Source organism: Dehalobacter sp. DCA (genome assembly GCF_000305775.1).
Classification (GTDB): domain Bacteria; phylum Bacillota; class Desulfitobacteriia; order Desulfitobacteriales; family Syntrophobotulaceae; genus Dehalobacter; species Dehalobacter alkaniphilus.
Genome location: NC_018866.1, coordinates 748417 through 774140, shown reverse-complemented (window position 1 = coordinate 774140; position 25724 = coordinate 748417). Strand labels below are relative to the sequence as shown.

Genomic DNA, 25724 nt, shown 5'->3' with positions numbered 1-25724 from the left:
TTCTAAGCATTGTTACTTCTGAGCGCAACACTCTACATCGTGCTTCACATGGCGGCAAATAGGACTTTAGACTTGTGCTTGCCAACAAAGCGAGGAATACCAGCTGAGACAGTATAATGGGACTTAAGGTATTCGGGTCGGTGCTTTCCTGAACTTTCTACAAAGCTTTCTACAGATTAGCGTATCTTCGTAACCGACCTGACAAGCGGAACATGGATGTGGAGCGCGGCTATTTGCGCCATGGATGGCGCAATAGCCGAAAAGGCGGTTACGAAGATACGCGAGCCACAGAATAAAGAATAAAAGATTATAATAATGCTAAAATGCAAGAATAATGCTTCAGAGAAACAGTTCCACTTAAGACAAACTTAGGCTACAAATACGACAGAGACAGGTGAGAGCAGATGTACCAATATATCCACGGCGGAGACATTTATTCGGTAAAAAAACTGACGGGCAGGCAGGAAATTCTTGATTTTTCTTCCAACGTCAATCCACTTGGGCTGCCGCAGTCTGTGAAAGAAGCCGTGATCCGGTCGCTTGATGAATGTACGAACTATCCTGACCCGTTTTGCCGGGATCTTGTTGCGGCTCTGGCTAACTATGAGTATACGGATCCTGAATATATTCTTGCCGCCAATGGGGCTGCAGAGATTATTTTCAGACTTGCGCTGGCTCTGAAACCGAAAAAGGCGCTGATCTTTGCTCCGACGTTTGCAGACTATGAAAAAGCGCTGCATACGGTGGATTGCTCGGTAGAATATTATCTTTTACGGCCAGAGCACGATTTTTCAGCCCATGAGGACCTGCTGGATCAAATAAGCCCAGGCCTGGACCTCATGATCATCTGTAACCCCAATAATCCTACCGGTCAATTGTGTTCACGTGCATTTTTGCAAAAGGTGCTTGCCAAGAGCCAGGAGATCGGTGCAATCGTGATGATTGATGAATGCTTTATGGATTTTGTCGAAGATAAAGAACAATTTTCTGTGCAAAACTGCATTGAACAGTATGAAAATCTTGTCATTCTGAAAGCTTTTACCAAGATATTTGCGATGCCGGGTTTTAGGCTTGGCTACGCTTTGACAGCCAACAAAACATTGCTCGAACAAATGAGGTCCGCCGGTCAGGACTGGAGTGTTTCAACGCCGGCCCAAATGGCTGGCATCGCTGCTTTGAAAGAAACAGTCTATCTGCAGCAAACGAAGCAGCTGATTCAAACAGAAAGAAGATTTCTGATTGATTCGTTATTGGGCCTTGGTCTCCAGGTCATCGGCTCCAGAGCAAACTACATATTTTTCCGGACTCAGCGTACAGACCTAACTGAAAAGCTGATCAAGAGAGGGATTATGGTACGTCCATGCTCCAACTATGTCAATTTGAATGATGAATACTTCAGGGTTGCTGTAAAAAGCCGCGAAGATAATTTAAAACTCAGCGCCGCACTCAGGGATGTGATATGTGATGAAAGCAGTCATGGTCATTGTTGACGGACTTGCAGATGAAAAAATTGAAGAATTAGGCTGGCAAACCACGTTTGAGGCTGCCCGTCATCCTGAACTTGACCAAATTGCCGCCGAAGGTTATACCGGCTGGTTTAGTTCCTGCCCGCAGGGTTACCTGCCGGAAAGCATGCCGTGTATCCTGAATCTTTTGGGAGTTGAGCCTGCCTATTTTCCGCAAAGCAGGGCATCACTCGAACTGCTTGCTAACGGCTACTGCCTGGAGCAGGATGAAGTCGTTCTGCGCTGCAACCTTGCCGCCCTTGACAGTCACGGAAGATTAGCTTCCTTCAACGGCGGGAACTTAACCGGAGCTGAAATGCAAAAAGCAGCGAAGATAGCGGCTGATATCGATCCGAATATCAAGATGCTGCATTTATCCGGGTATAGGAACCTGATCATTGCCAAAGCGCATTATTTTCAAATGCTGGATTGCAAGACGTATCCGCCGCATGAATTTTTGGGCGGTGATTCGGATGATTTATTAGCGGAAATTTGCACTTCGGCCCCCATACTTCAAAGATTTGTTTTGGAGGGGAAAAATAGGTTAAAATACCTAAGCAGCCAAGAACAGCAAATGATGTTTTATCCGTGGGGAATATCCGGGAAAAGCCGTTTACCTGCATTTGCAGAATTGTATGGCAAAAAAGCAGCGGCAGTCTGCGGTACGGAGATTGCCAAAGGGATTGCTTTGGCCTTGAAGATGGATGTTCCTGATTTAGTAGAAGCTACCGGAGATACGGATACGGATCTGGCCCTTAAGGCTCAAACAGCCTGCCGTCTGTTGTCCGGCCATGATTTTGTGCTTGTGCATATTAATGGAACAGATGAAGCCGCTCACCGGCATGATTATCGGGAAAAAATTGGATTTATCGAAAGAATCGACCGGGAGTTTTTTGCCTTTCTGCGTCAGAACCTAACAGATGATACCGGGATTCTGATCTGCGCCGATCATGCGACCAGCCCTGTCAGCGGGAAGCATTCGGCCTTGGACGTTCCGTATATCCTCCGAAAAGCCGGGGAAACCTTTCCGCCGGAGGATTTAGAAGCGAATAAGATCTTAAAGTATTTGATTTCAGAGTAAATAATAAGATAACAAACAGGAAAGCGGGTGTCACACGATGGCCAAACCAATTATGGTTCAGGGAACAATGTCCAATGCCGGAAAAAGCTTGTTCACAGCAGGTCTGTGCCGCGTTTTTAAACAGGCAGGTTATAAGGTAGCGCCCTTCAAATCCCAGAATATGGCGTTGAACTCTTACATAACCAAAGAAGGGCTGGAGATGGGTAGAGCGCAGGTCGTCCAGGCAGAAGCTGCCGGGCAGGAGCCCAGTGTCCTGATGAATCCGATCCTTTTGAAACCGACAAATGATCAGGGTTCGCAGGTCATTGTCAACGGTGAAGTGTTGGGTAATATGAATGCAGCAGACTATTTTAAATATAAAACGAAGCTTATTCCAAACATTATGGCGTCCTACCAGACACTTGACCAGAACAATGACGTTATTGTCATCGAAGGAGCAGGCAGTCCCGCAGAGATTAACTTGCAGGAGGATGATATCGTCAATATGGGGATGGCCAAAATGGCTAAAGCTCCTGTCCTGCTTGTTGCTGACATTGACAGGGGTGGCGTTTTTGCATCTATTTACGGCACGGTGATGCTCTTAAGTGAAGATGAAAGGGAAATGATCAAAGGAATTGTGATCAATAAATTTCGCGGAGATGTAGAAATTCTGAAGCCCGGGCTGCGGATGATCGAAGAAAAAGTCAATATTCCGGTCATCGGTGTAGTTCCATATCTGAATATCGACATTGAAGATGAAGACAGTTTATCCGAAAGAATTGCTGTGGACAAAACAGTACAAGCAGTAGATATTGCAGTGATCCGGCTGCCAAGGATGTCCAATTTTACTGATTTTAACGTTTTTGAACTGATTCCCGGAGTTTCCCTGCGCTATGTAAAATCCATGGCTGAGCTGAAGAATCCGGATATGATCATCCTGCCAGGGACGAAAAATACGATGGCTGACTTGTTGTGGCTGCGTCAGAGCGGTCTGGAAGCAAAGATTAAAAAGCAGGCTGCTGACGGGGAAACAATCGTATTTGGCGTATGCGGAGGCTACCAAATGCTTGGAGAAACGTTGGAAGATCCTTTTAGTGTAGAAGAGGGCGGAAGTCTCACGGGAATGGGTCTGCTGGATATGAAAACAATATTCTCCAAACAGAAGACCAGGACGCAGGTGGAAGGCCGGTTCAGTCAGCTTGATGGTGTTCTTCCCGGATTATCCTCGATCCGTTTTCACGGTTATGAAATTCATATGGGCGTGACAGAAACAGGGGATACCGAGCCTCTGACGCATATCGACATAGAGTCAGGCCTTCAGGTGCAAAAGACGGAAGGCGCCCGAAAGCGGAATGTTATGGGTAGCTATGTTCATGGAATATTTGATGAAGAAGGGGTCGCTGTAGCGATTGCCGAATGTCTGTTGAATAAAAAGGGGTTGGATTCAACCAGTCTTAAACAGTTAAGCTATAAACAATATAAAGAGCAGCAGTATGACCGATTAGCTGATGAGATCCGGAAAAACGTCGACATGGCTGCAATCATGAATATTTTGGAGGCAGGTGTATAATTGATGAAAAAGGGTCTTATCCATATTTACTGCGGGGACGGCAAAGGAAAGACGACCGCTTCTCTCGGTCTGGCAGTCAGGTGTGCAGGCAGAGGGCGCAGGGTATTAATTGTTCAGTTCTTAAAAAGCCAGGACACAGGAGAACTGCACACCCTGGAGAAAATTCCGGGGATAATGTTTTTGCGCGGTGAAGAGTCATTCGGTTTCTATAAGCAGGAAACAAATGAGCAGAAGGAGCAACGCAGGATCATTTATAATAAGATCCTGCAGCAGGCGATTTCAGCGTGCCGTGAAGGTCAGGTCGATTTGCTGATTCTTGATGAAGCAGTAGCCTCCTATAATTATGACCTCATTGACCGTTCGCTTCTGCTTGAATTTTTGCGTACGAAACCTGAAGGGCTTGAGGTTGTGATGACCGGACGGGGGCCTGCGGAAGAACTGCTTGATCTTGCGGACTATGTCTCTGAGGTCAAGAAAGTTAAACATCCTTATGATAAAGGGATCAAAGCGCGCCTTGGCATTGAGCGGTAATATTTTACAGCCTTGATTTCATCTTGACAAAAAGCAGGTCTTCGCATTATACTGAAGTCAGAAAATTTAATAAATAATGGTTAAAAACATACAGTGTTACCTTTTGCTGACAGGTCAGGTTGGAATTCGAGGCACAGGTCAGAGGGATGTATGGGATGTTGCCGGACGGATTCAAAGCCACCTTCAGGGTTGGCTTTATTTATTCAGATCAGTTTCCCGCAAAATTTCTCAGTTTTCCGTTAAGATTCGTGTTTGAGGTCCATCGATTTCCAGTTAACGTTCAGGTTCACAAGTATGTTGTTTCAGTAGATCAGTTTGTTACCTTGACCTTAGGTTTTCACCAGGCTCCATTTCTAGACTCCGTTATCCGGGTGATTCTCAAGAAAGGCGTAGAGAAAGTAGTGTAAGTTCCATTTGTGATTCCATGTATTTGGGTTAAAGTAGGTGACTCGAGTAAAATTATCTGTTTGTGTCCATGAGGAATTTTGCGGGTTATACACTTAAGGCCTCTTCGCAATAATGCGAAGAGGCCGTTTATTTGTGTGCCAGTATTATGGCAGTTTTAATTAAATCGTTAATTAAATAGCCATTCTGTAAGTACTGTAATTGTTCTGTAAAATAAATATAAATCAAAATATCCCTGTTGGTGGTATTAATGGAAGGAAATGGCAAATAAACGGAGAATTGTATAAATAAATTTTCCGTGAGAGGAGAGAAACGGCGTGAAAGTAAAACGCAGACTTCTTTACCCAGTACTGCTGCTTCTGATCATGATCCTATCCATTCCAGGGATTGCTTATGCTGAATTTGATGAATACGGTTATAACGCTCAGGCCAGAATGTTTATCGGAACACTGGAAAACTGGGAAGCACTTCTTCAGGGATTACCTCCAGAGCCATTTAATCCGAAGGAAACAGACATTGTTTTTGTCGAAAGAAAATGGAATAAGCTTTTTGATCCAATGATTCATTTTAACCCGCCGTTAGGTGCGGGAGCCTGGCAGAAAGCCCGATTATGGAAATACCTTTCAGGAGACCAATTGGGATGGACCTGGCATCAGGATATTGAAGTCGTTTATTCCCCAGATCACCCGATACCAGGTGCGTTTGAGATTCCTCAGGAAGCAATGGGGTTGGCAGGATTTTATTGCACGGTACAGAAGGAATACCTGCAGGGACCTAACAGGCAAAAAATTGTCATTCAGGATTTCTGCGTAAAAAAATCTGTGGTTATTAAAGCCATAAATGGTCTTGAGTAATTTGCAATTCAATGAGTATATACATTAGAGATGTAATTATTATTTGCTAAGGGGGTATCGCCCAACGAAAAAGTAATTGGGCGATACCCCCTAGTTTATGCTGATTGTTCATAAAATTGTCATCTTTCTGCCATAGAACGAACACAGAATGCGCCTAGAATACATATTGAATAAAATTTACAGTATCAGAAATTGATACGAATACATAATGGTTAGGTGGTTTTATGAGCAGTAAATTAGTGACAAAGATTATATTAGATATCGCCATGAGCATATTTTTTGTGTTCCTGCTGGATGCTTTTGGAACCGGGTTAGCTTTTCATGAGATTGCAGGGCTATTTATTTTCGCTCTTTTCGGTATCCATATTCTGTTGAACTGGTCCTGGGTGAAAAACACAACGCTTAATCTGCTGCAAAACAAGCTTAATAATAGGACCGCAGTTTCCGTAAAGATGAAATATGCTTTGAACCTCGCAATCTTCATTAGTATTTCGATCATAGTGACTACGGGAGTACTGATATCGAAAGTTTTGTTTCCTTCAGATACGATTCATGGCGAATGGATCTATCTGGTCCATAAATGGACGTCGTACGTCTGTCTGGGCTTCCTGATCACCCATCTTGCAATTCATGCCAGCTATTTCGTAAAATCAGTCGGCAGGATCATCATAAACCTGAAAGAGCGCAATGTCAGAAAAACACTGGTTCGCCTGGGGGCAGCGTGCCTGCTGGTCATCATGTTGTATACCCGGGTTCTTTCAACAGTTTCGACAAGCGATGAGAGTCAGTTGAGCAAAATTGCGGAGACACAGATCACGACATCGCAAAGTACATCCAAAAATAGAACTGAACCCGCAGCAGAGAATTATTATAATGAAAACATAACCTATTCGGAAGGTTCAAGTTCTGACAATGATGATTCAGAAGACGCTGATGCTATTGTTTCGGCAAATGATTCCGCTACGGATGCAACTGTTGGTGATACCACCGGTCCGGAAGAAAAAATCAGTCTTGATGAGTACTTGTCCCAGCTGCATTGTGGTGGTTGCCATAAAAACTGCTCTCTTTTGTATCCGCAATGCGACAAGGCCCAACGTGAGATAAGGGTGGCAGAACAGGACTATCAGGAACTCTATGGGGATATAAGCGATTAATAACACTGCCAATTATGAAAGAATAATCAATCATAGATGAAGCAGGTGTAAAAAAAGAAGTATTTTTTTGCACCTGCTTTTTTAGTGTAGCGGAAAGTAAAGATCCTTTACCACCAGATGCATATGCGGAATACGGACACATAGAATAAGAGTATCGCAGTATAAATGAACTCATGTTTAATATTGACAACTGGATTTCGGCCGCGATATACTGAAAATAAGAATAATGAATGGGTGTTTATTTATGCAAGTGCCAAAAGAAGAGATTAAAAAAAGAATTATTGAGGCTGCGGAAGAGGAGTTTCTAGTCTCAGGCTACCGTCATTCCTCAATGCGGAGTATTGCGCAGCAAGCCGGGATTACTGTAGGGAATATTTACTCCTATTTTTCCGGTAAGGATGACCTGCTCGATAATATCCTTCAGTCAACTATAGAGCAGCTACGAAAGCTGGTATTCATTGACATATGCGATAAAAGCAGCCTGTCGATGCAAAGCATCACCTATATCACAGAAGTGATAACCAAGGTGTTTCTGGATAACAGAACGCAGTTTTTAATCTTAATGAAAAGTGTCGAGGGCTCCAAATACGAAAATATAAAGGTGGAACTGATTGAGCTTGTCAAGCAGCGTCTGGAGAACGATTTGTTCCTAAGCAGTTCCAAGCCTGGAAGTGATATGCTGCTTGCCGACTCCTTGGCCTTGGCGCTTATTGAAGGAATCATTAATATTTTTAATAAGTATGGCGGAGATGAAGTGCGTCTTGCCAATCTATTGAACAAATTTCTTTTATTGATTATCGGGGATATCCAAAAGAGACTTTAAAATGAAACGGTAAAGGATGATAAAGATATGCAGCTGTTTATAGAAAAGTTTGTGAAAGGCCTTATTATCCATAAACGGGTCGTTTTACTAATCTATTTGGCAGTCATTATTGCCAGTATTGCGCTTATACCCAGTATTACAGTTAACTATGATTTAGCGGAATATCTGCCGGAACACTCCTTGACCAAGCAGGCGATTACGCTTGTGGATCAGGAGTTTGGTTATCCGGGAACTGCTCAGGTCATGGTGGAAGGCATTTCTATACGGGAAGCCCTTGAAGCCAAGGAAAAAATCAAAGAGGTTCCGGGTGTAAAAAATGTGATTTGGCTGGATGATGTCACAGATGTTACGGTTCCGGAGGCCTTTATTTCCCAAAACGTTCTGGATAGTTACTATAAAGATGGAGCTGCCTTGTTTCAAGTTGAATTTGCTCAGGGGGATTATTCCACTGGAACAGGGGATGCCCTGAAGGCGATCCGGGCTTCGTTAGGCGAAAATGTCAGTATCACGGGAGAAGCTGAAGATTCGAGCCATATGCGGGAAGTGCTTGGCTCGGAAATGTCCAAGATTATGATCATCGTTATTCCGCTCTGTGTCCTCATCCTGATGTTGGCATGTTACTCCTGGATAGAACCGCTGCTGTATTTAAGCGTCATAGGGGTTTCTGTGATTATCAATGCCGGAACGAATGCCTTTTTCCATAACATATCTTTCATCACCAATTCAATTGCTGCGGTGCTGCAATTCGCCATTTCGATGGATTTTTCGTTGTTTCTTTGCCACCGCTATCTTGAGGAAAAGGATGCCGGGGCCGAGGTTTTTTCTGCAATTGCCAAAGCAGTAAAAAATACACTTTCATCTATTTCGGCGAGCGCGCTGACGATTATAGCTGGGTTTTTAGCCCTGCTGTTTATGCAGTACGGGATCGGCAAGGATCTCGGACTGGTATTGGTTAAGGGAATCTGTCTGAGCTATATCAGTGTGATCATTTTGCTGCCGATTATGATTGCGATCTTCCACAAAACGATTGACAAAACCCGGCACAGGCCCCTCGTTCCGCCTTTTATGAAGATAGGCCGGGGCACAATCAAAGTAAGATATCTGTTGTTTGCCCTGGTTGTGATGATTGTTATTCCGTCTTTCCTGGCACAAAAGAATACTGACTTTTTATATGGGAATACTTCCGGAAGTTCCAGTGAGGGAACCATTGTCGAGGAAAGAAATAACATTGAAAGCTGCTTCGGTGTCTATAATCCTGTTGTGATTTTAGTTCCAAATGACGATATTGCTGCTGAAATACAGCTGGCCCAGGAACTGGAGGAACAGAAATATATCCGCGATGTTCAGACTCTGGTCACGCTGGCAGATCCTGCAATCCCACGTTCTTTACTGCCGCAAAGCGTCAGGGATATGTTCCTGTCGGAACATTATACCCGTATGATCGTTCTTATGAACATTGCCGGTGAAACGCCCGAGACTTTTGAAGCCGTTGCAGAACTCGAACAGTCGGTGCAAAAGTATTACCCTGATGAATGGTATGCCGCGGGGAATGCCACCAGTATCGCCGATATCAAAAATACTGTTGAACAGGACACGCGTACAGTTAACCTGTTTTCAATTCTGTCTGTGGGTCTGATTATTCTGCTGACGTTCCGTTCCATATCTGTTCCGGTGCTGCTGATCGCAGTCATTGAGTCTTCTATCTGGATCAATATGGGGATACCCTATTTTCAGGGATCAAGTCTGGTGTTTATCGGTTATTTGGTTGTGAGTTCCATCCAGCTTGGCGCAACGATTGATTATGGGATTCTGATGTCCAACCGTTATCTCGAATTCAGGAAGACACAAAAACCCAGAGACGCAGTACTGTCTGCGTTGAATACTGCCGGGAACACCGTGATGATCTCAGCATTGATTCTTGCCGTGGCGGGTTTTGCGGAAGGAATGCTTTCCCAAATTAAAGCTATCAGTGATATTGGTATTTTGCTGGGCAGGGGTGCGGCACTGTCAGGACTGATGGTCCTTGTTTTACTGCCGGTGCTGCTGATGACGTTTGATAAAGTAATGATGAAAACCACTTTGTTTGCGAAAGAAAGTGGGAGGGAGGAGACAATCTGATGAAAAAACTAATCGCATGTTTCCTGACAGTAACGCTGCTGATTTCAATATTCTCCTTATCCGCATCTGCTTCAAATACGGAGAGCACAGAAAGCAGCCAGAATATTACCGTTGTTAAAGATGAGACCGTTTATGCGGACCTGAAAACGGATGGGAGTATATCCGGTATCACGGTCGTAAACAGGATTGATACGCCTGAGTCCGGCATTTACCTGGACTACGGTGTCTACGATTCGATTACCAATCTTTCCGGCAATGAAACCCCAGTGCTTACGGACGGCAAGATTTCCTGGCAGCTGCCGGCACGGGATGCGGGTTTCTATTATCAGGGTAAACTGGCTGATGGAGAACTGCCGTTTGCGTTTGCTGTTACTTATCGGCTGAACGGCCAGGAGGTTAAGCCCGAAGACATTGTTGGCAAAGAAGGAAGGATTGAAATTACGCTCAAAATTCAGCCAAATACTGAAGCCAAAGCGTATTATAGAGAAAACTATCTTTGTCAGGCCCAGCTGCCGCTGGATCTGGATGAAAATACGGTTCTTTCTTCATCAGGCGCTTCCGCCATGATTTCCGGCAAGATCTTGACGCTGGCCTACATGGTGCTTCCGCAGAAAAATGCGCAGTATACGGTGGTTTATGATACTGAAAAATTTCAGATGGCGTCCATGACGATGACCTGCACCTGTTTTGACAGTTCCAGTTTCCTGAATCTTGACATTGATGCCGGCAGTATAACAAAAATGTCAAGCGGTGCCGGAGAAATTGTTTCTGGTACAGAGAAGCTGAAGGCCGGCTTAATCGAATTAAATAAAGGATTGCAGCGTATTGCCTCGGGCTCTGCCCAACTTCAGCAGGGAGCCGGCACGATGCGTCAGGGGATAGAACAGTATTCAGCTGGAGCATCAAACCTTGCGGCGCAGTTTAAACAGATCAGCGGCGGCACATCTCAGCTTTCCCAGCAGGGACAGGAACTTTCAGCCCAGTATACCAGCCTTTCCTCCGGCGTAACAGCAATGATGAATCAATTAACGCCGCTGCTAGATTCTCTGCCAGCTGAACAAAGACAGGCTTATCTTCAGCAGATTGGAACCCTGAAGGGTCAGTTATCCCAATATGGCAGCGGTCTGTCCAGCTATACAACAGGCGTAGCCCAGTCTGCCCAGGGAATCACAGAATTTTCAACAGGTTTGGATCAATTTGCACAGCAGGGGACGGAATTAAAATCAGGTTCAGTCTCACTGGCCAACAGTTTAACAGCGCTGACCAGCGGCTTAAACCAGCTGGCATCCAGTTCATCCGTTCTGCCTGCTCAAGTTCAAAAACTGATTGACGGGCAAAGACAATTTAAAAACGGTATAGATGAGGCTTCCGGATTGCTGGAGACACTCTCATTTAGCAGTGGGGAAGAGACAAAGCCGGTATCTTTTGTGTCCTCGAAGATTTCCCCGGAAAGTGTTCAGTTTGTTATCCGGACCCCGGATTTGAAAGCTACAGCAGTTGAAAAGGCCACAGTCACGGAGCCAGGAAGGCTATCGTTCTGGGAGCGTTTTATCAATCTATTCCGTTGATTTTTTTCAGAAGAATATTGAACTTTCGTGCTAATTATGATCTAATAGTGACGGTGTTAAAAAAGCTTTTTCTAAGGCTGATGACAGATTTCTTCAGCCTTTTGTTTGTCCTTGATGATCAATTTCAACAGATAAGGAGATTGAAATGAACGATTATTTGATTAAGGCTTTGGGTTATGACGGCAAGGTACGCGCTTACGCAGCTTTGACGACGGAAACCGTCGGTGAAGCTCAGCGCAGGCATCAGACCTGGCCGACAGCATCGGCGGCACTCGGCCGCACACTGACCGCCGGTCTAATGCTCGGGGCAATGCTCAAAGGTGATGAACAACTGACTGTCAAGATTGAAGGCAACGGCCCGTTGGGTATTATCCTGGTTGACGCCAATGCACACGGGGAAGTCAGGGGCTATGTCACCAATCCTCAAACGCATTTGGATCTAAATCGGATCGGGAAATTAGACGTCAGCGGAGCTGTAGGTTCTGAAGGCACATTGTCTGTTGTTAAGGACCTGGGTATGCGGGATTACTTTACAGGGCAGGTTACGTTATATTCCGGAGAGATCGGGGAAGACTTTACCTATTATCTCGTCAAATCCGAACAGATTCCTTCTTCGGTCGGACTCGGTGTCTTGGTTGCACCGGATAATACAATTCAAGCTTCCGGCGGTTTTATTATCCAGCTATTGCCCGGAACTGCTGAAGAGACCATTTCTGAAATTGAAGAACATCTTAAAACGATTACGCCGGTCTCAACGATGATTCAGCATGGATTTACGCCAGAGGAGATGCTGGAAGAAATTTTAGGCAAAAACAATGTTCAGGTACTCGAGAAAATGCCGGTGAAATTTCAATGCCAGTGTTCCAAGGAACGGATCGGCAACGCGATGATCAGCTTAGGCAAAGAGGAAATTAAAGAGATCATTCAAACAGACGGTCAGGCGGAAGTCCAGTGTCATTTTTGCAATGAGATGTATCTGTTTTCGAAAGAGGAACTTGAGAAGCTGAGGAATGCCGCAAAGTGAACTATAGCGCTTAGAAAGGAAAACATCAAGAATATGAAAGCCTTAATTACAGGGGCCAGTTCAGGTATTGGTCGGGATATTGCCAGAGTGCTCAGCGCGAAAGGATATGATTTAATCCTGGTTGCTCGGCGCCTTGACAGGCTGGAAGATTTAAAGAATGAGCTTTCCTGCGATGTCCAGACAATCAGCCTTGATCTTGCACAGGAAGAATCCTGTTTCCGTCTTTACAACCTGGTCAAGGACCAGGAAATTGATATACTGATCAATAATGCCGGGTTTGCTGTGTACGGTGATTTTGATCAGACTGATCTTGGAAAAGAATTAGAACTGATTAATACCAATATCAAAGCAGTTCACATTCTAACGAAATTGTTTCTGCAAGACTTCAAGCAGCGTGACCGGGGATATATTTTAAATGTAGCTTCTTCGGCTGCCTTTTTACCCGGACCATTAATGGCTGCTTACTATGCGTCGAAAGCCTATGTACTCAGACTGACAGAAGCCGTACATGAGGAACTTCGAAAAACAAACAGCAAGGTTTACGTAGGTGCGCTTTGCCCGGGGCCGGTACACACCGAGTTCGCAAAAGTTGCCAATATTAAGTTTGGCGTAAAGGCATTGAACAGTCCTCATGTAGCTAGGTATACGGTTGATCAGATGCTTAAGCATAAGCATCTGATTATTCCTGGAGTAGTCATGAAAGCTGCCTTTATATTTATGAAAATTATGCCGCATAAAATACTATTAAGTTTTCTCTATAAAATTCAAAAAGAAAAATTTGTCTAGAAATTCCTTGATCAGGCATATTTACTGATGCATAACCGTTGAAATTTAATTTCAACGGTATTTTTGTATTTTGGGTTATTCTCCAGTTTTTTGTCAACGTCTTTTGTAACAAAGATTTGTGTATAGATATTTCTGTTGACAAACATCCAAAAATCAAATAGGATAGTTGCCAGGACAACAGTTGTCTAGGTCAACTATTTTAGAAGGAGTAATTGTAATGTTGATGAAAGACCTATCGGTTATTTTTCGGTTTAGCCGCATCTATTCCATGAGAAGGTTAACAAAATATAATTTGGGTCATTCCGAACAAGAGATTCTAATGTTTTTGTCTAAAAACGATCCAGTAAATCAGGATATGATTGCCGCTTTTTTTGTCATTGACAAGGGAGCGGTTGCCAAAAGTTTAAGCAAACTTGAAGAAAAAGGGTATGTGAATCGAATGATCAACCCTGAGGACCACCGCGAGAAAATGATCTCCTTGACACCAAAGGGAGTGGAAATAATGGACAACATGCAGGAAATCCTGACTGACTGGCATACAGCCATCTATGAAGGACTTAACCAGGAAGATATTGCGCAGCTCGAAAGGATTACGTCGGTCATTGCTGCCAACAGCATGAAAGCCATCAGCAAATACGAAAAGATTTAGACCAATCAAAATCTAAAGATTGGAGTTAAGCAAGTTGAATAAATCAAATACGAAAAAGAGCTTTGTTCTCGTTATGATTCTATATCTGCTCGGTATTTTTATGGGTGCGATTGACACGGGAATTGTCACACCAGCCAGAACAGTTATTCAAAATAATTTGCTGGTCGATGAAAAAACCGGGATCTGGATGATTACGATTTATACACTGGCTTATGCGGCCAGTATTCCGATCATGGGTAAACTTGCTGATATGTTCGGACGCAAGTACATTTATCTTGCCAGTATCTTTCTCTTTGGTCTGGGTTCTTTATTTTGTGGTTTAGCCCAGGAGTTTAACAGCTTTACGGTCCTGCTCGCAGCCAGGATCGTCCAGGCGCTTGGCGGAGGCGGAATCCTTCCGGTTGCGACTGCTGAATTTGGTACGACTTTTCCTCCGGAAAAACGGGGGATGGCCCTGGGACTGGTTGGGGGAGTATACGGGATTGCCAATATTTTCGGTGCTTCGGCAGGCAGTGCAATTCTGGATATTTTCGGCAAGAGCAACTGGCAGTTTATTTTTTATGTGAATCTGCCGATCACGCTGTTTATCCTGATCGCCGGCTTCCTCTGTCTGCCAAACAACAGAAATGACAATGTCAAAAAGATTGATATCGGTGGAATCCTGATTCTGACCGTGATGATTCTCGCTTTAATGTATGGACTCAAGAATATTGACTTCTTTGATTTAAAGTCAACTTTAATCAGTACGAGTGTTTATCCTTTCCTGACCCTGTTTGGGATTCTTATTCCTTTCTTTATCCTGGCTGAGAAAAAAGCAGAGGATCCGGTGATGAACTTATCGTATTTTACAAACTCACGGGTCATGATCACCTTTATCATTGCCTTTATTACCGGAATTGTGTTAATGGGGATGATTTTTGTGCCGCAGTTTGCCGAAAACTCACTGAAAATTGCTTCCGGAAGTGGCGGCTATTTTGTTATCATTCTCGGTTTGTTTGCAGGGGTTGGCGCTCCTTTATCCGGAAAGCTGATCGATAAATACGGACCTAAAATGATTCTAGGTCTAGGTTTTCTGATATCTTTGCTTGGTTCGCTGTTTCTGATCTTTGTCGCAGCTGACCAGCCCAGTATGCTGACGGTAAACATCAGTCTGGTTCTCATGGGTCTTGGTATGGGCTTTACGATGGGCACACCATTAAATTATATGATGCTGGAAAATACCAAAGATGAAGAGTCCAATTCGGCACTCGCCGCCTTGTCTCTTGTTCGATCGATCGGAACGGCGATTGCGCCGGCAGTCATGGTTGGTTTTCTGGCGCATGCCGGAGTGGCGGTTCAGAATAATGTAATGAACCTGCTGCCCAAAGAAGTCTCCATACCGAAGCTGCCGTATGCGCAGGAACTTACAACAGAAATCAATGAGATGAAAAGCAATCCAATGATGAAAAATGTTCTGGCAACCGTCGATATGCCCAACTTTTCCTATCTGGAAAAGATTGAAATCAATATGAACGGCAGCAGTGACTATCAGATTCCTGACGAGCTGATGGACAAAATAAAATCTTCTGACGTCACGACCATCACGGAGAACAGCAAATTGATTACAGGGAGCTTCTTTGCTGGCATGGCTCCGGATATGATTTCGAATATTCAAACCGGGATTCAAAACGGAATTGATGAGCTTACGGTTGTGGAATCGATGCCCCAGTCAAGCGTATCCTTCCGGGATACGATAGAAAAAATGACAGTCTTAAAAGATGCCGTCCCGGGAGCTTTTGACACAGCCAAACAAAATTATCTTGCGGAGATTGATCAGAGAAGCACGGTCATTGAATCAGAATTCCAAAAAACCTTAAACAGCGGATTTAAGCAGGTGTATCTGACAGTTACGATTTCTTCTCTGATTGGCTTGATCTTCCTGTGCTTCTATCGAAGAAAACCGGTCAATAAGCAAGGATAGAGCTAAACACAAGCCACAAGTATAGAGAATTGATATTTTGAGTCGCTTCTTTTTATATTCTTGGGTAATTGTAGCCTTCAAAACAGCAAATAAGCGACAAGAGATCTTTATATAATGGCTTAATGGACCCAAAATATAACGTCATGTAGTCTATCTGCGGCCAAGCGGAGCACGATGCGGAGCACGGCTATTTGCGCCATGGATGGCGCAATAGCCGAAGAGCAGTTAGGCTACATGACGTAAACCTTTACTATTAAACAATAAAAACGCTGCCGGCAAAATTGTCGGCAGCGTTGTAGCAGCGCTCTTGATTGGGCTTTTTATTGCACATTTTTGAATTTGGAAGAGGGTGCACCGCAAACGGGGCATTTTTCCGGTGCTTCGTTTTTATGGATATAGCCGCAGATCTGGCAGTAATAATAGTCGTTGTCTGCGGTTAAATCTTTAAGTGCGTCTTTGTATAAGGCGGCATGTGATTTCTCAGCCTCGTTGGCTAAGTGAAAAACTCTTTGTGCTTCAGAATTACCTTCGTCTTTTGCATTCTCCAGAAAACGCGGATACATTTTCGTAAACTCAAAGGTTTCACCATCAATCCCAGCTTTGAGATTTTCTTCTGTTGATTTCAGCATACCCAGCACTTTCATCTGGCTTAACGCATGCAGGGCTTCAGCTTCAGCTGCTGCCCGAAATAGCTTGGCAGCGCCGTTATATCCTTCTTCTTCAGCTTTCTGAGCGAAAGCGGTATATTTTCGGTTAGCTTGAGATTCGCCTGCAAAAGATTCTTTCATATTGTCTTGCGATGTCATATAAATCCCTCCTTATTATTCTTCGCTTTCATAATATTACCATAAATAGCTTATAATTGTAATATTATATCCTATTTTGTCCCAAAGCATCGAAAATATTGGTGAATTGGAAACCTGACTTCCAGTTTGCATTTGTAAATTCTAGTTCAGCACACCTGTTGCAAGAGTAAATTCTAGTCATCTAAAAATCCGCGATTTTCCGGAATTTACGATTCCAAACCGGAAGTTACTAAACCAAATAGATTGCATAACCGGCACCAGCCGTGATAGCATTACATTAATCGAACACTCAGCTCAAAATTGACGCACACCAAGCGGAGGTCGAATTTAACTCGCTTTTTTCGCAAAATTAAATTCCACCCCCGATCGGGTATTATTCTACAAAGCCCGGATGGTGTTCTGTCTGTTGTTATTTCTTCAGCAGCAATGGTGTTAGATTAATTTCATTAGCAGGGATGTCTTGTATGACAAGCATAGGCAAGATATCTCCCCCATTGAAAAGGCTGAACAACTGGTTGGCGGACTGGTTGCCCAGCTTTTTTCTTTTGTATGAATTGATATGGCTCATCATTAGAGAGACATCTGCTTGATCTAGGCTGTCAAAGGAAGTGCCTTTCGGCAGGACTCTTCTGATGAATTCATGGGTAACCTCGATGCCTCCTTTCTGATCAGAGCGCTGTGGATCGCAGTAAAACACATGTGTACGGCGAACCTTGTCTTCCGTGAATTCAATGGATAACGGATCCGTAAACTCACTTCCACGGTCTGTAAGTATTACTGGGAACAGCTTAACAAATGCATCGTGTCCCAAAGTCTCATACAAATAGTTAATCTTGTCAGTGACGGTTCTAGCCGTATTGGCATCGCGAATGAACGTCAGCATCAGGCTACAGTTTCTGAAATACAGCGTCATGAATACTTTGCCACCCTTACGGCCTTCAACCGAGTCCATCTCAACAACAGCTATATCTCGGTTGGCTTCCATGTATTCAAGAAAATCATCATAGGTTCTGCCCTTATGACACTGCTTATCGACCTTCACAGGTTTTTTCTTCTTTCGTACTCTGTACCTTACCTTCCTTGGAAGGTCAATATTTCCGACAGAAAGGAGTCCTGCATCAATGTAGTTATAGATTGTCTTTTCATCGAGCATGATCGCGTCACCATTATTGACACAGATCTGATGAACAGACTGTCCCTGCTTGACCAGCGGAGAGACAATCCTATCTATTCTGGCAAGCTCATCCGAAGTGATTGCAAAGCCTTGTCTGCTTTCGCTGCGGACAGATTCATACTCAGCCTGAGCATACTTAGCATCATAGAGATGTCGGCGAAGCTTGCAGCTGTGGCGTTCATTACAGCCATTGCAGACATATGGAGGCTTTCTCAGTTTAAGACAGATAAGTTCTTTAAAGTCAGGGCAGATAGTGTGACATTTTTCATAATCACATTTGCGGCAATCTTTGCTCCAACGTTGTCTGCATGCCCGACATAAGTCTGAATGATGCTTACAAGCCTTACGATGCATACAGGGATTAAATGAAGCCTTCTCCGCTACCTTGTAGTGATTGCGGATTTCCTTTGATATAGTAGACGGATCTTTTCCTAATTCCGCTCCAATAGCAGTGAATTTTGCTCCGGCTGATACTAAGGACTGGATAGAGATCCTTTCATCCAATGTTAAATGAGTATTCTTTGCCATGATGATAATCCTCCCTGGTAAAGAACACCATCCGGAATGCTGCTGAATCTCAAGTATAACCCAAGGGGCTCTGCCCCTTGACCCCGAGGTTTATCGCTTTTGTTTCCGGAAAGGCAGCAAAAAAAGACAGCACGATATGGGCTGCCTTCCCGCAAACCTTCCGCGCCGCTCGGGTCACTCCTCAGTGTTGCCCTATCCTACGCGGAAGTAAAGTAACTATATTTTAAGATAACCATTGGTTGGTTTCAACCGGTTGACGAGGTATTTGGAAGAGTAATTTCCAGCACTATCTTTGCAATGGTAAGTTCCAGTTAGGGTTTGGCTGGACTGGAATTTAATTTTCCAATTCACGCATCGAAAATATTTTTCTTGACATTGACGCAGCGTCAAGGTGTATCCTGATTTTGAGGTGAGCGATGTGGAATATTCTGTACAGAAACTTAGCCGGTTGGCAGGCATCAGTCCCAGAACAATAAGGTATTATGATCAGATGGGGCTTCTAAAGCCGGCCAGGATTAATTCTTCAGGCTATCGCCTATACGGACAGGCGGAAGTAAACAGGCTGCAGCAGATCTTGCTTTATCGTGAACTGGGTATGGGGCTGGAAACAATTAAGGAAGTGGTCAATTCACCGTCTTTTAATGAACTAAAAGCTTTCCGGAAGCACCGTTCACAGCTGCTGGAAAAAAAAGCGCAGCTTGAAAGCCTGATCGTGAATATTGAGAAAACGATTGCGTCTTATGAAGGGAGTATTACCATGTCTGACCAAGAAAAATTTGAAGGACTCAAGAAAAAAATGATTCAGAAAAATGAAGCAGCTTATGGCGAGGAAATTCGCCAAAAATATGGAGACGATGTTGTCGATCAGTCCAATCAAAAATTTCAGGGCATGAAACCTGAGGAGTATGAAGAAATGACTAGGCTTTCTGCCATGATTACGGAAAAGCTTGAAGCAGCTTTCCAAACAGGTGATCCTGCCTCCGGACTTGCTCAGGAAACCGCAGAGCTGCACCGTAACTGGCTGAGCTGTTTTTGGAAGGAATACAGCAAAGAAGCACATGCCGGTCTGGGACAGATGTATGCTGATGACCCGAGGTTTACAGCCTACTACGATAAGAAGCAGCCTGGGACAGCAGCCTTTTTACGGGATGCGATTCTTATTTATACCGGGATGAAGGAATAGAAAAAGGTTCACTTCCGTTTTGCCATTTCCATATATTATCTTGAAGGTTTTTATAAGATCAAGATGGACATGGCAAAGGAGGAACCTTCTATTGAAAAGAGATATTCATTATTATGCGCTTTTGGCATTTTGCAGGTCATGCGGGTTCAACAAGGAAAGCTCCAGAAAAATTGCCTATGCTTCGCAGTATGTCGATGATGCCAGAATTAATCTGATGACGATTCAAAATCCGGCACCGGAAGTCAGTGTTGACCGCTCTGATAACCGTGCCGTTTTTTTAAATATGGCAACCTGTCATTCCTATTTTAAAATAAAAACGTTTAATTACGAGGCAATGATCAACAATACCTGTGCCTTTCATTTTGTTCCTGGCTGCAAAGGAGAAAACTTTACTAAGAAACTCCGCTGTAAAGAGGAGTCGCCGGTGGCCCTGGTGCTTTTAAATGAGGCCCTGGACGACAATAATCTGATTAAATTTGGGATTGTTCTGCATGCTTATGCCGATACTTTTTCGCATCAGGGTTTCAGCGGCATGCTCAGCAAAGTGAATGATATTAATCATTGCGGAGCACGCAATGAAGTCTACTTAGGAATACCTGATCTGATTTTGTATTTGTTTAAACAGTTATGCGGAGAAAAATATGACGAAATGTTTGACCGTGTTGTGCCCGCTTATGGACACGGGCAGGCGTTGACCTTTCCTGATCTGCCTTACCTTGTTTGGGCCTATCGGTATGACAGCAGCGATACCTTCGAGGGCAGATACACCGTTGTGGAGATTGACAATAAAGAAAGGTATCAGCGGGCTTTGACCAAGATAAAAGGGTACCTTGAGATTTATTTAAAAAAACATCCTGAATTCCGGGATGCAAATTATCAATTCGATGATACCCCTAAACTTATGAGCCAGCTGATTAATAAAGATTCGGATAGAAACAGGGAAGAAAGCTGGATTGCCTTCATGCTTGAATACGGGATGTTTCAGAAAAATGAATGGTCTGGCATTGTCTATCAGGAGAGTGAATGGCTGAGAAAAGCGTTTCAAAATTTTAATCCCCAGACCTTTAACAACAGGAGAGTAGACAATGTGATTCTTGCTGATCATTTTGCAGAATCCGACTGGTACCATTTTTATCAGGCGGTCAGGTGGTATAAAAAAAGATTCTTTGAATGCTGTCATCAAAACAAACTGTTTATTCCTAAATAACGAAGAGATAAAGAGGTAGGTTTGAGAGGGGATCGTTAAAAATAGGCAAAAAAAAGGGACCTTTTGTCCCGATAACTGCTGCTATTCACTGATTCTTTGATGTTCGAAAAGTTCTCTGCTTCTTCTGTAACCAAAAAGACCAACTAAGCCCAGGATCAGAACCTTCATCCACAATTCATAAAATTCCTTGCTCTTTCCGAGTCTTAAGACGGTTTGATATAACTGCGGGGCTAGGCTCTCAATCGCTTTCATTTTATCCTGCATTGTGCTGTAAGGACCCGTGATTTCCTGATATTTGTCACATAACAATTTGTTTTTAGCCTGAATGAGCCGGTCTGTACTGGGTTTCCGCGTTCTTGGCTGTACGGTATGAGGCCTAGCAAAAGTGAAAGATACGTTATTTCCGGAAAAATAAAATTCCTGGTCATTGTATCCGGCATCTCTTAAACCGTTTAGAAAAGCGTCCCGCATTGCTGTATTCGGAAAAGCAAGATCAATATCCATCGTCAATTCCGAAGGATCAGAAAATTCGCCTAATCTAAAACCTGTCAGCCACCAGTGTTTCTCTGATCGGGTAAAGAGTACGCTCCCATTCTTCCTTAACACGAAGGACATCGGCAGCAATTCATCGTTGTCTGCAGATTTATAAAACATTCCGCTGAAAATTCCCGGAAGCGTAAAATGAAATGCCCCGGTATAAATCCCGATTTCTCCGCCGGTTACCAGATCGTACTGACCTTTCCAGAAGCCAATCATCCATTTCTTGCCGTCATATTCAAAATAAACCGGTTCACAATCAATAATCATACCCGTCGGGGCTGATACCTCATCATAAATTCGGCAATACCCGGCATTTCTTTGCCATGGATTTAAAGTCGAGTAAAAAATATCCTGTTCTGGATCATACCGATAACCGGCATTTTCAATCACCTGATCCAAATCGGGGTCACCGGTACCTTGAGCGGGAACCGCAAGACGTTTCATAATTTCAGGATTGGAGATTCCGGTTTGAATAGGATAGCGAATGAAAGCGTTGGATTTGTGAAATAACATCGGATTCGCCCCTTAACAGATTTAATTTTTAGAATATTTGACAATAATATTTTATGTAAAAAGGACAAACTCTGGAACAGGTTTGTCCGTGACAAATAAAATTTTTAGAATGAATAGAATTTTAGGATTCAATGCTTAAACGTTGTAATCTGACTGTATTGGCTCTTAAAAAGAGGATAATAATCAGAGCTGTCATCAATACTTCCATCCAGGCTTCCAGGGAAGGGGTGCGTTTGCCAATTTTTTTCACTTTCTTGTACATTCCGGGATCTTGTTTTTCCAACAATTTGAGCCTTTCCTGGACGGTACCCTCAGAGCCGGTTACTTCCTGATATTTTTCACATAAGAATTTATTTTTGCGCTGGATCAACTGATCAGTCAATCGTGTGCGGGTCCAGGGCTGGGCCGTCTTGGGGATATCGAACGTGAAGCTTACGCTGTTATCCCGTACGGCTAATTCGTGCTCATTGTAGCCAACTTTACGCATTCCTGCGAGAAAAGCATTCCTCATATTAACGTCTTTCAACGTGAGGCAGATATCCATCGTCAGCTCATTCGGCTCAGCAAATTCTCCGAGTTTGAAACCGGTCAGCCACCAATGTTTTGCTTTTCTGGAGAAAAGTTTTTTTCCATCCTTCTTGATGGTATACGACATGTCCAGAAGCTCCTTATCGTTGACGGACTGGTAAACAAGACCGTTTGACTTATACAGGCCGATTTCACCGCCGCTGACCAAATCATACTGACCTTTCCAAAGGCCAACCATCCACTTTTCGTTGAGGTAATCAAAGGTTATGGGTTCACAGTCGATAATCATGCCAAGCGGTGCGGCAGCCTCATCAAAAAGCCGGCAGTAACCGATATACCTTTGCCAGGGCTTCATATTCGAGATAAAAATATCCTGTCGCGCATCATAGGAATAACCGGCAATTTCAATGATTTCATCAAGGTCTTCGTTACCGGTGCCAACAGAGACAGACCCGGTATGAGATTTATTTTCTTCTGTTGCAAGTGCTGAATCAGGTTCAGTCTCAGTCTCAGTTATTGACTCATCCCAGGTTGATTGCTGCATACTTTGATGATAAGAGTATGAGGCATTTCTGTTAAATAATAACATCTTCCTTCCTCCTTAATAGAATACCAATATATGGATATAATATGTAAAAATACCCAGTATGCAAATACTGGGTATTGATAAATTGAGATTAATGACTCGGTATGCTCTGTCCCTGCATACTCTGACCCTGAATGCTTTGCCCATACTGAGGAGGCTGCTGGCTTTGGCTTTGCTGGCCCTGCTGGCTGACCATATTTTGACTCTGCTGGCTCATCTGAAATAACTGGCCTTGAGTCTGATCAATAAGTTGACCCATCTGTTCCAGTACTTGGTGAGCCTGGATCTGCTGATTAGCCTGTGTCAAAGCGGTCATCGCCGTTTGGATAGCTTGTCGCAGCTGTTGATCTGCCTGCTGTTTCTGCTGCTGGGTCTGGTTACGGAAGCCCTGAATTTGCTGCTGCAGCTGATTGGCTGCCTGCTGGCTTTGCTGAATGATTTCGTTCTGATTTACTGTACTACCCTGAGAAGAAAAGTTACTGAATGATACTTGTTTCAACTGATTCATGGTGTTTTCCATTGCGGATAACTGGCTTCTTAGATCGCCGATTTCCTCACTAACTTCCATGTCTTTTTTGGCAGAAGCTAAGATGGTCTTGTTTTTTTCATCCATTTTATCTTTACCTCCATAAGCAATTATGACCTAACTTATTTTTGTCAAATAACAAAAATATTATTAAGTTAAATTTTTCTGTAAAAATTTTTCGGCAAAATAATACCGATCATTAGTGCTTATGGACAATAATTACTTTGAATACGTTTACGTTGATCTGCTTTACTTCGGCTGACGTTCTTGTGTATCGATTCCCTCAAACTGCATGTTGTAATACCGGGCATAGATCCCGTCAAGATTAATCAACTGGCGGTGAGTGCCTCTTTCTTGAATGCCCTCATCTGTAATGACAATAATTTCGTCAGCATTTTTAATGGTACTCAGACGATGGGCAATAATAATCGTCGTCCGGTTATGCGATAGCTTGGACAGAGACTCCTGAATATAGCGTTCACTTTCGTTATCCAGTGCCGAAGTCGCTTCATCCAGGATTAATATCGGCGGGTTCTTCAAAAATACCCTTGCTATCGACAGTCGTTGTTTTTGTCCTCCCGAAAGCCGGACGCCCCGTTCACCGACGAACGTGTCATAACCGAGTCCCAAAGACATGATGAATTCATGAATGTTGGCACTGCGGGCAGCCTCGATGATTTCCTGGTCGGAGGCATTCGCTTTGCCGTAGGCAATGTTCTCCTTAATCGTACCGCTGAACATATAGACATCCTGCTGCACAATCCCAATTGTATTTCTTAAGGATTCCAGCGTGATATCCCGGATATCGTTACCGTCAATCGTAATGGTTCCTTCGGTAACGTCATAAAAACGGGGGAGCAGGGAGCACAGTGTTGTTTTTCCGCCGCCAGAGGGACCGACCAGAGCAACTTTCCTTCCGGTAGGAATTCGGATGCTGACATTCTGGAGGACATCATCATCGAGGTTGTATCGGAAAGAAACATTGGAAAATTCTATTTCACCTTTGACATTTTCCAGAGGCAGGGCGTTTGGTTTTTCAATAATATCAGGTTTTGTCTCCATAATTTCCTCAAAGCGTTTAAACCCGGCAAAACCCTTTTGAAACTGTTCGGTAAAATTAACCAGTACTTCCAGGGGCTGAACAAAGATATTGATGTAAAGCAGGTAAATGACAAGTTCCGTAAGTGTTAGTGATCCACCGGCAATGGACAAGCCGCCGGAGACAATGACAACTATATAAAGCAGCCCAGAAAAGAAGGAATTCCAGGCAAAATAACCTCCCATCATTTTATAGCTGCCGGCTTTGGATGCCAGAAAGTCCTGATTGCTTTTCCGGAATTTCATTTTTTCTGCTTCTTCGTTGGCAAAGGACTTGACCACCCGGATTCCGGCCAGACTATCTTGAAGGCTTGCGTTGACTTTGGCAATTTTGACCCGATTATCGAGGAAGACCGCTTTCATCTTGAGATTACGCTGAATACTGAAAATCACCATGATCGCCGTGACAGCGAGCAGGATAAGAGTCATCGGCACATTCAGCAGCATCAGCAAAACAAATGACCCAATAATTTTCAGGAAGGAAATAAAGATATTCTCCGGTCCGTGATGAGCCAGTTCGGAAATGTCAAAAAGGTCATTGACGAGTCTGGACATCAGCTCACCGGTATTGTTCTGGTCGTAGTAAGAGAAAGACAGACGCTGATAGTGCGTGAATAAATCTCTGCGCATGTCGGCTTCCATCCGGGCTCCCATGATATGGCCCCAGCAAGTGATAAAATACTGGCAAAAGTAGCGGATTATGTAGAGTGTCAGCAATGCTGCGCCGAAAAAGCCGATGCTGTGCAGGATCACTTCTCTGCCTTGAGTAAAAACGTTTTTGCTTAAGTGATTTAGGATTTGAGGGAAGGACAGATCGACGACGGAGACAATCACTGCACAAAGCATATCCGTATAAAACAACAGGCGGTAAGGCTTATAATAACGAACAAAACGATTCAGGATATTCATGCTGCAGAGCCACGCTTTCTAAAAATAAAGCCTGCAAACACTTGCAGGAATCTTAACTCTTTTCTCGGAACAGTATAGCATATTTCATTAAAAAGAAAAAATCAGGCGGATAAATTCCA

Annotated in this window: 21 protein-coding genes; 15 read left to right on the top strand and 6 right to left on the bottom strand. The window is 43.6% G+C overall.

Features of this window, described 5'->3' with window-relative positions; all coding sequences use genetic code 11:
* Positions 1-404: 404 nt before the first annotated feature.
* The 13 genes from cobD to DHBDCA_RS03585 all read left to right on the top strand — a co-directional run bounded on the left by cobD (position 405) and on the right by DHBDCA_RS03585 (position 16007).
* Positions 405-1490 (top strand): threonine-phosphate decarboxylase CobD, encoded by a 1086-nt coding sequence (gene cobD, locus DHBDCA_RS03650; RefSeq protein ID WP_015042814.1) that lies wholly within the window; start codon positions 405-407, stop codon positions 1488-1490.
* Entirely contained in the window at positions 1465-2586 is a 1122-nt protein-coding gene (locus DHBDCA_RS03645; protein ID WP_015042813.1) for an alkaline phosphatase family protein, read from the top strand. Before cobD ends, DHBDCA_RS03645 begins: the two co-directional genes overlap by 26 nt.
* Before the next feature lie 37 nt (positions 2587-2623).
* On the top strand, positions 2624-4135 hold the full coding sequence (locus DHBDCA_RS03640) for a cobyric acid synthase (protein WP_015042812.1): 1512 nt from the start codon (positions 2624-2626) through the stop codon (positions 4133-4135).
* Positions 4136-4666, top strand: a complete 531-nt coding sequence (locus tag DHBDCA_RS03635; protein ID WP_015042811.1) for a cob(I)yrinic acid a,c-diamide adenosyltransferase — start codon at positions 4136-4138, stop codon at positions 4664-4666.
* A gap of 722 nt (positions 4667-5388) precedes the next feature.
* Entirely contained in the window at positions 5389-5925 is a 537-nt protein-coding gene (locus DHBDCA_RS03625; protein ID WP_015042809.1) for a hypothetical protein, read from the top strand.
* 224 nt (positions 5926-6149) lie between these two features.
* Complete coding sequence (locus DHBDCA_RS03620; protein ID WP_015042808.1) at positions 6150-7079, top strand: cytochrome b/b6 domain-containing protein; 930 nt, start codon at positions 6150-6152, stop codon at positions 7077-7079.
* Between the two features lie 244 nt (positions 7080-7323).
* The gene (locus DHBDCA_RS03615) at positions 7324-7902 is read left to right on the top strand and encodes a TetR/AcrR family transcriptional regulator (protein ID WP_015042807.1); all 579 of its coding nucleotides are present in this window, start codon (positions 7324-7326) and stop codon (positions 7900-7902) included.
* Between the two features lie 27 nt (positions 7903-7929).
* On the top strand, positions 7930-10020 hold the full coding sequence (locus DHBDCA_RS03610) for an efflux RND transporter permease subunit (RefSeq protein ID WP_015042806.1): 2091 nt from the start codon (positions 7930-7932) through the stop codon (positions 10018-10020).
* Positions 10020-11588: a hypothetical protein gene (locus DHBDCA_RS03605; RefSeq protein ID WP_015042805.1), complete on the top strand. Its 1569-nt coding sequence runs from the start codon at positions 10020-10022 to the stop codon at positions 11586-11588. Before DHBDCA_RS03610 ends, DHBDCA_RS03605 begins: the two co-directional genes overlap by 1 nt.
* Positions 11589-11733: 145 nt before the next feature.
* Positions 11734-12612 (top strand): Hsp33 family molecular chaperone HslO, encoded by an 879-nt coding sequence (gene hslO, locus DHBDCA_RS03600; protein WP_015042804.1) that lies wholly within the window; start codon positions 11734-11736, stop codon positions 12610-12612.
* A gap of 33 nt (positions 12613-12645) precedes the next feature.
* Positions 12646-13398, top strand: coding sequence for an SDR family NAD(P)-dependent oxidoreductase (locus tag DHBDCA_RS03595; protein ID WP_015042803.1), 753 nt, complete (start codon positions 12646-12648; stop codon positions 13396-13398).
* Between the two features lie 217 nt (positions 13399-13615).
* Positions 13616-14047, top strand: coding sequence for a MarR family winged helix-turn-helix transcriptional regulator (locus tag DHBDCA_RS03590; protein WP_015045127.1), 432 nt, complete (start codon positions 13616-13618; stop codon positions 14045-14047).
* A 34-nt stretch (positions 14048-14081) separates the two neighbouring features.
* Complete coding sequence (locus DHBDCA_RS03585) at positions 14082-16007, top strand: MFS transporter (RefSeq protein WP_015042800.1); 1926 nt, start codon at positions 14082-14084, stop codon at positions 16005-16007.
* A gap of 320 nt (positions 16008-16327) precedes the next feature.
* On the opposite strand, the gene DHBDCA_RS03580 is transcribed toward DHBDCA_RS03585, so the two are convergent.
* Complete coding sequence (locus DHBDCA_RS03580; protein ID WP_015042799.1) at positions 16328-16813, bottom strand: rubrerythrin family protein; 486 nt, start codon at positions 16811-16813, stop codon at positions 16328-16330.
* Positions 16814-17222: 409 nt separating this feature from the next.
* On the bottom strand, positions 17223-18515 hold the full coding sequence (locus DHBDCA_RS03575) for an IS30 family transposase (protein ID WP_015042798.1): 1293 nt from the start codon (positions 18513-18515) through the stop codon (positions 17223-17225).
* A gap of 418 nt (positions 18516-18933) precedes the next feature.
* On the opposite strand from DHBDCA_RS03575, the gene DHBDCA_RS03570 reads away from it, so the two are divergent.
* Positions 18934-19698 (top strand): MerR family transcriptional regulator, encoded by a 765-nt coding sequence (locus DHBDCA_RS03570; RefSeq protein ID WP_021315964.1) that lies wholly within the window; start codon positions 18934-18936, stop codon positions 19696-19698.
* 91 nt (positions 19699-19789) lie between these two features.
* Positions 19790-20905: a DUF6765 family protein gene (locus tag DHBDCA_RS03565; RefSeq protein ID WP_015042795.1), complete on the top strand. Its 1116-nt coding sequence runs from the start codon at positions 19790-19792 to the stop codon at positions 20903-20905.
* Positions 20906-20986: 81 nt separating this feature from the next.
* On the opposite strand, the gene DHBDCA_RS03560 is transcribed toward DHBDCA_RS03565, so the two are convergent.
* The 4 genes from DHBDCA_RS03560 to DHBDCA_RS03545 form a co-directional block, all read right to left on the bottom strand.
* Positions 20987-21958 (bottom strand): DUF4474 domain-containing protein, encoded by a 972-nt coding sequence (locus tag DHBDCA_RS03560; RefSeq protein WP_015042794.1) that lies wholly within the window; start codon positions 21956-21958, stop codon positions 20987-20989.
* 121 nt (positions 21959-22079) lie between these two features.
* Entirely contained in the window at positions 22080-23075 is a 996-nt protein-coding gene (locus DHBDCA_RS03555) for a DUF4474 domain-containing protein (protein ID WP_015042793.1), read from the bottom strand.
* A gap of 88 nt (positions 23076-23163) precedes the next feature.
* On the bottom strand, positions 23164-23685 hold the full coding sequence (locus DHBDCA_RS03550) for a hypothetical protein (protein WP_015042792.1): 522 nt from the start codon (positions 23683-23685) through the stop codon (positions 23164-23166).
* A gap of 162 nt (positions 23686-23847) precedes the next feature.
* Positions 23848-25605: an ABC transporter ATP-binding protein gene (locus DHBDCA_RS03545; protein WP_015042791.1), complete on the bottom strand. Its 1758-nt coding sequence runs from the start codon at positions 25603-25605 to the stop codon at positions 23848-23850.
* Between the last annotated feature and the right edge of the window lie 119 nt (positions 25606-25724).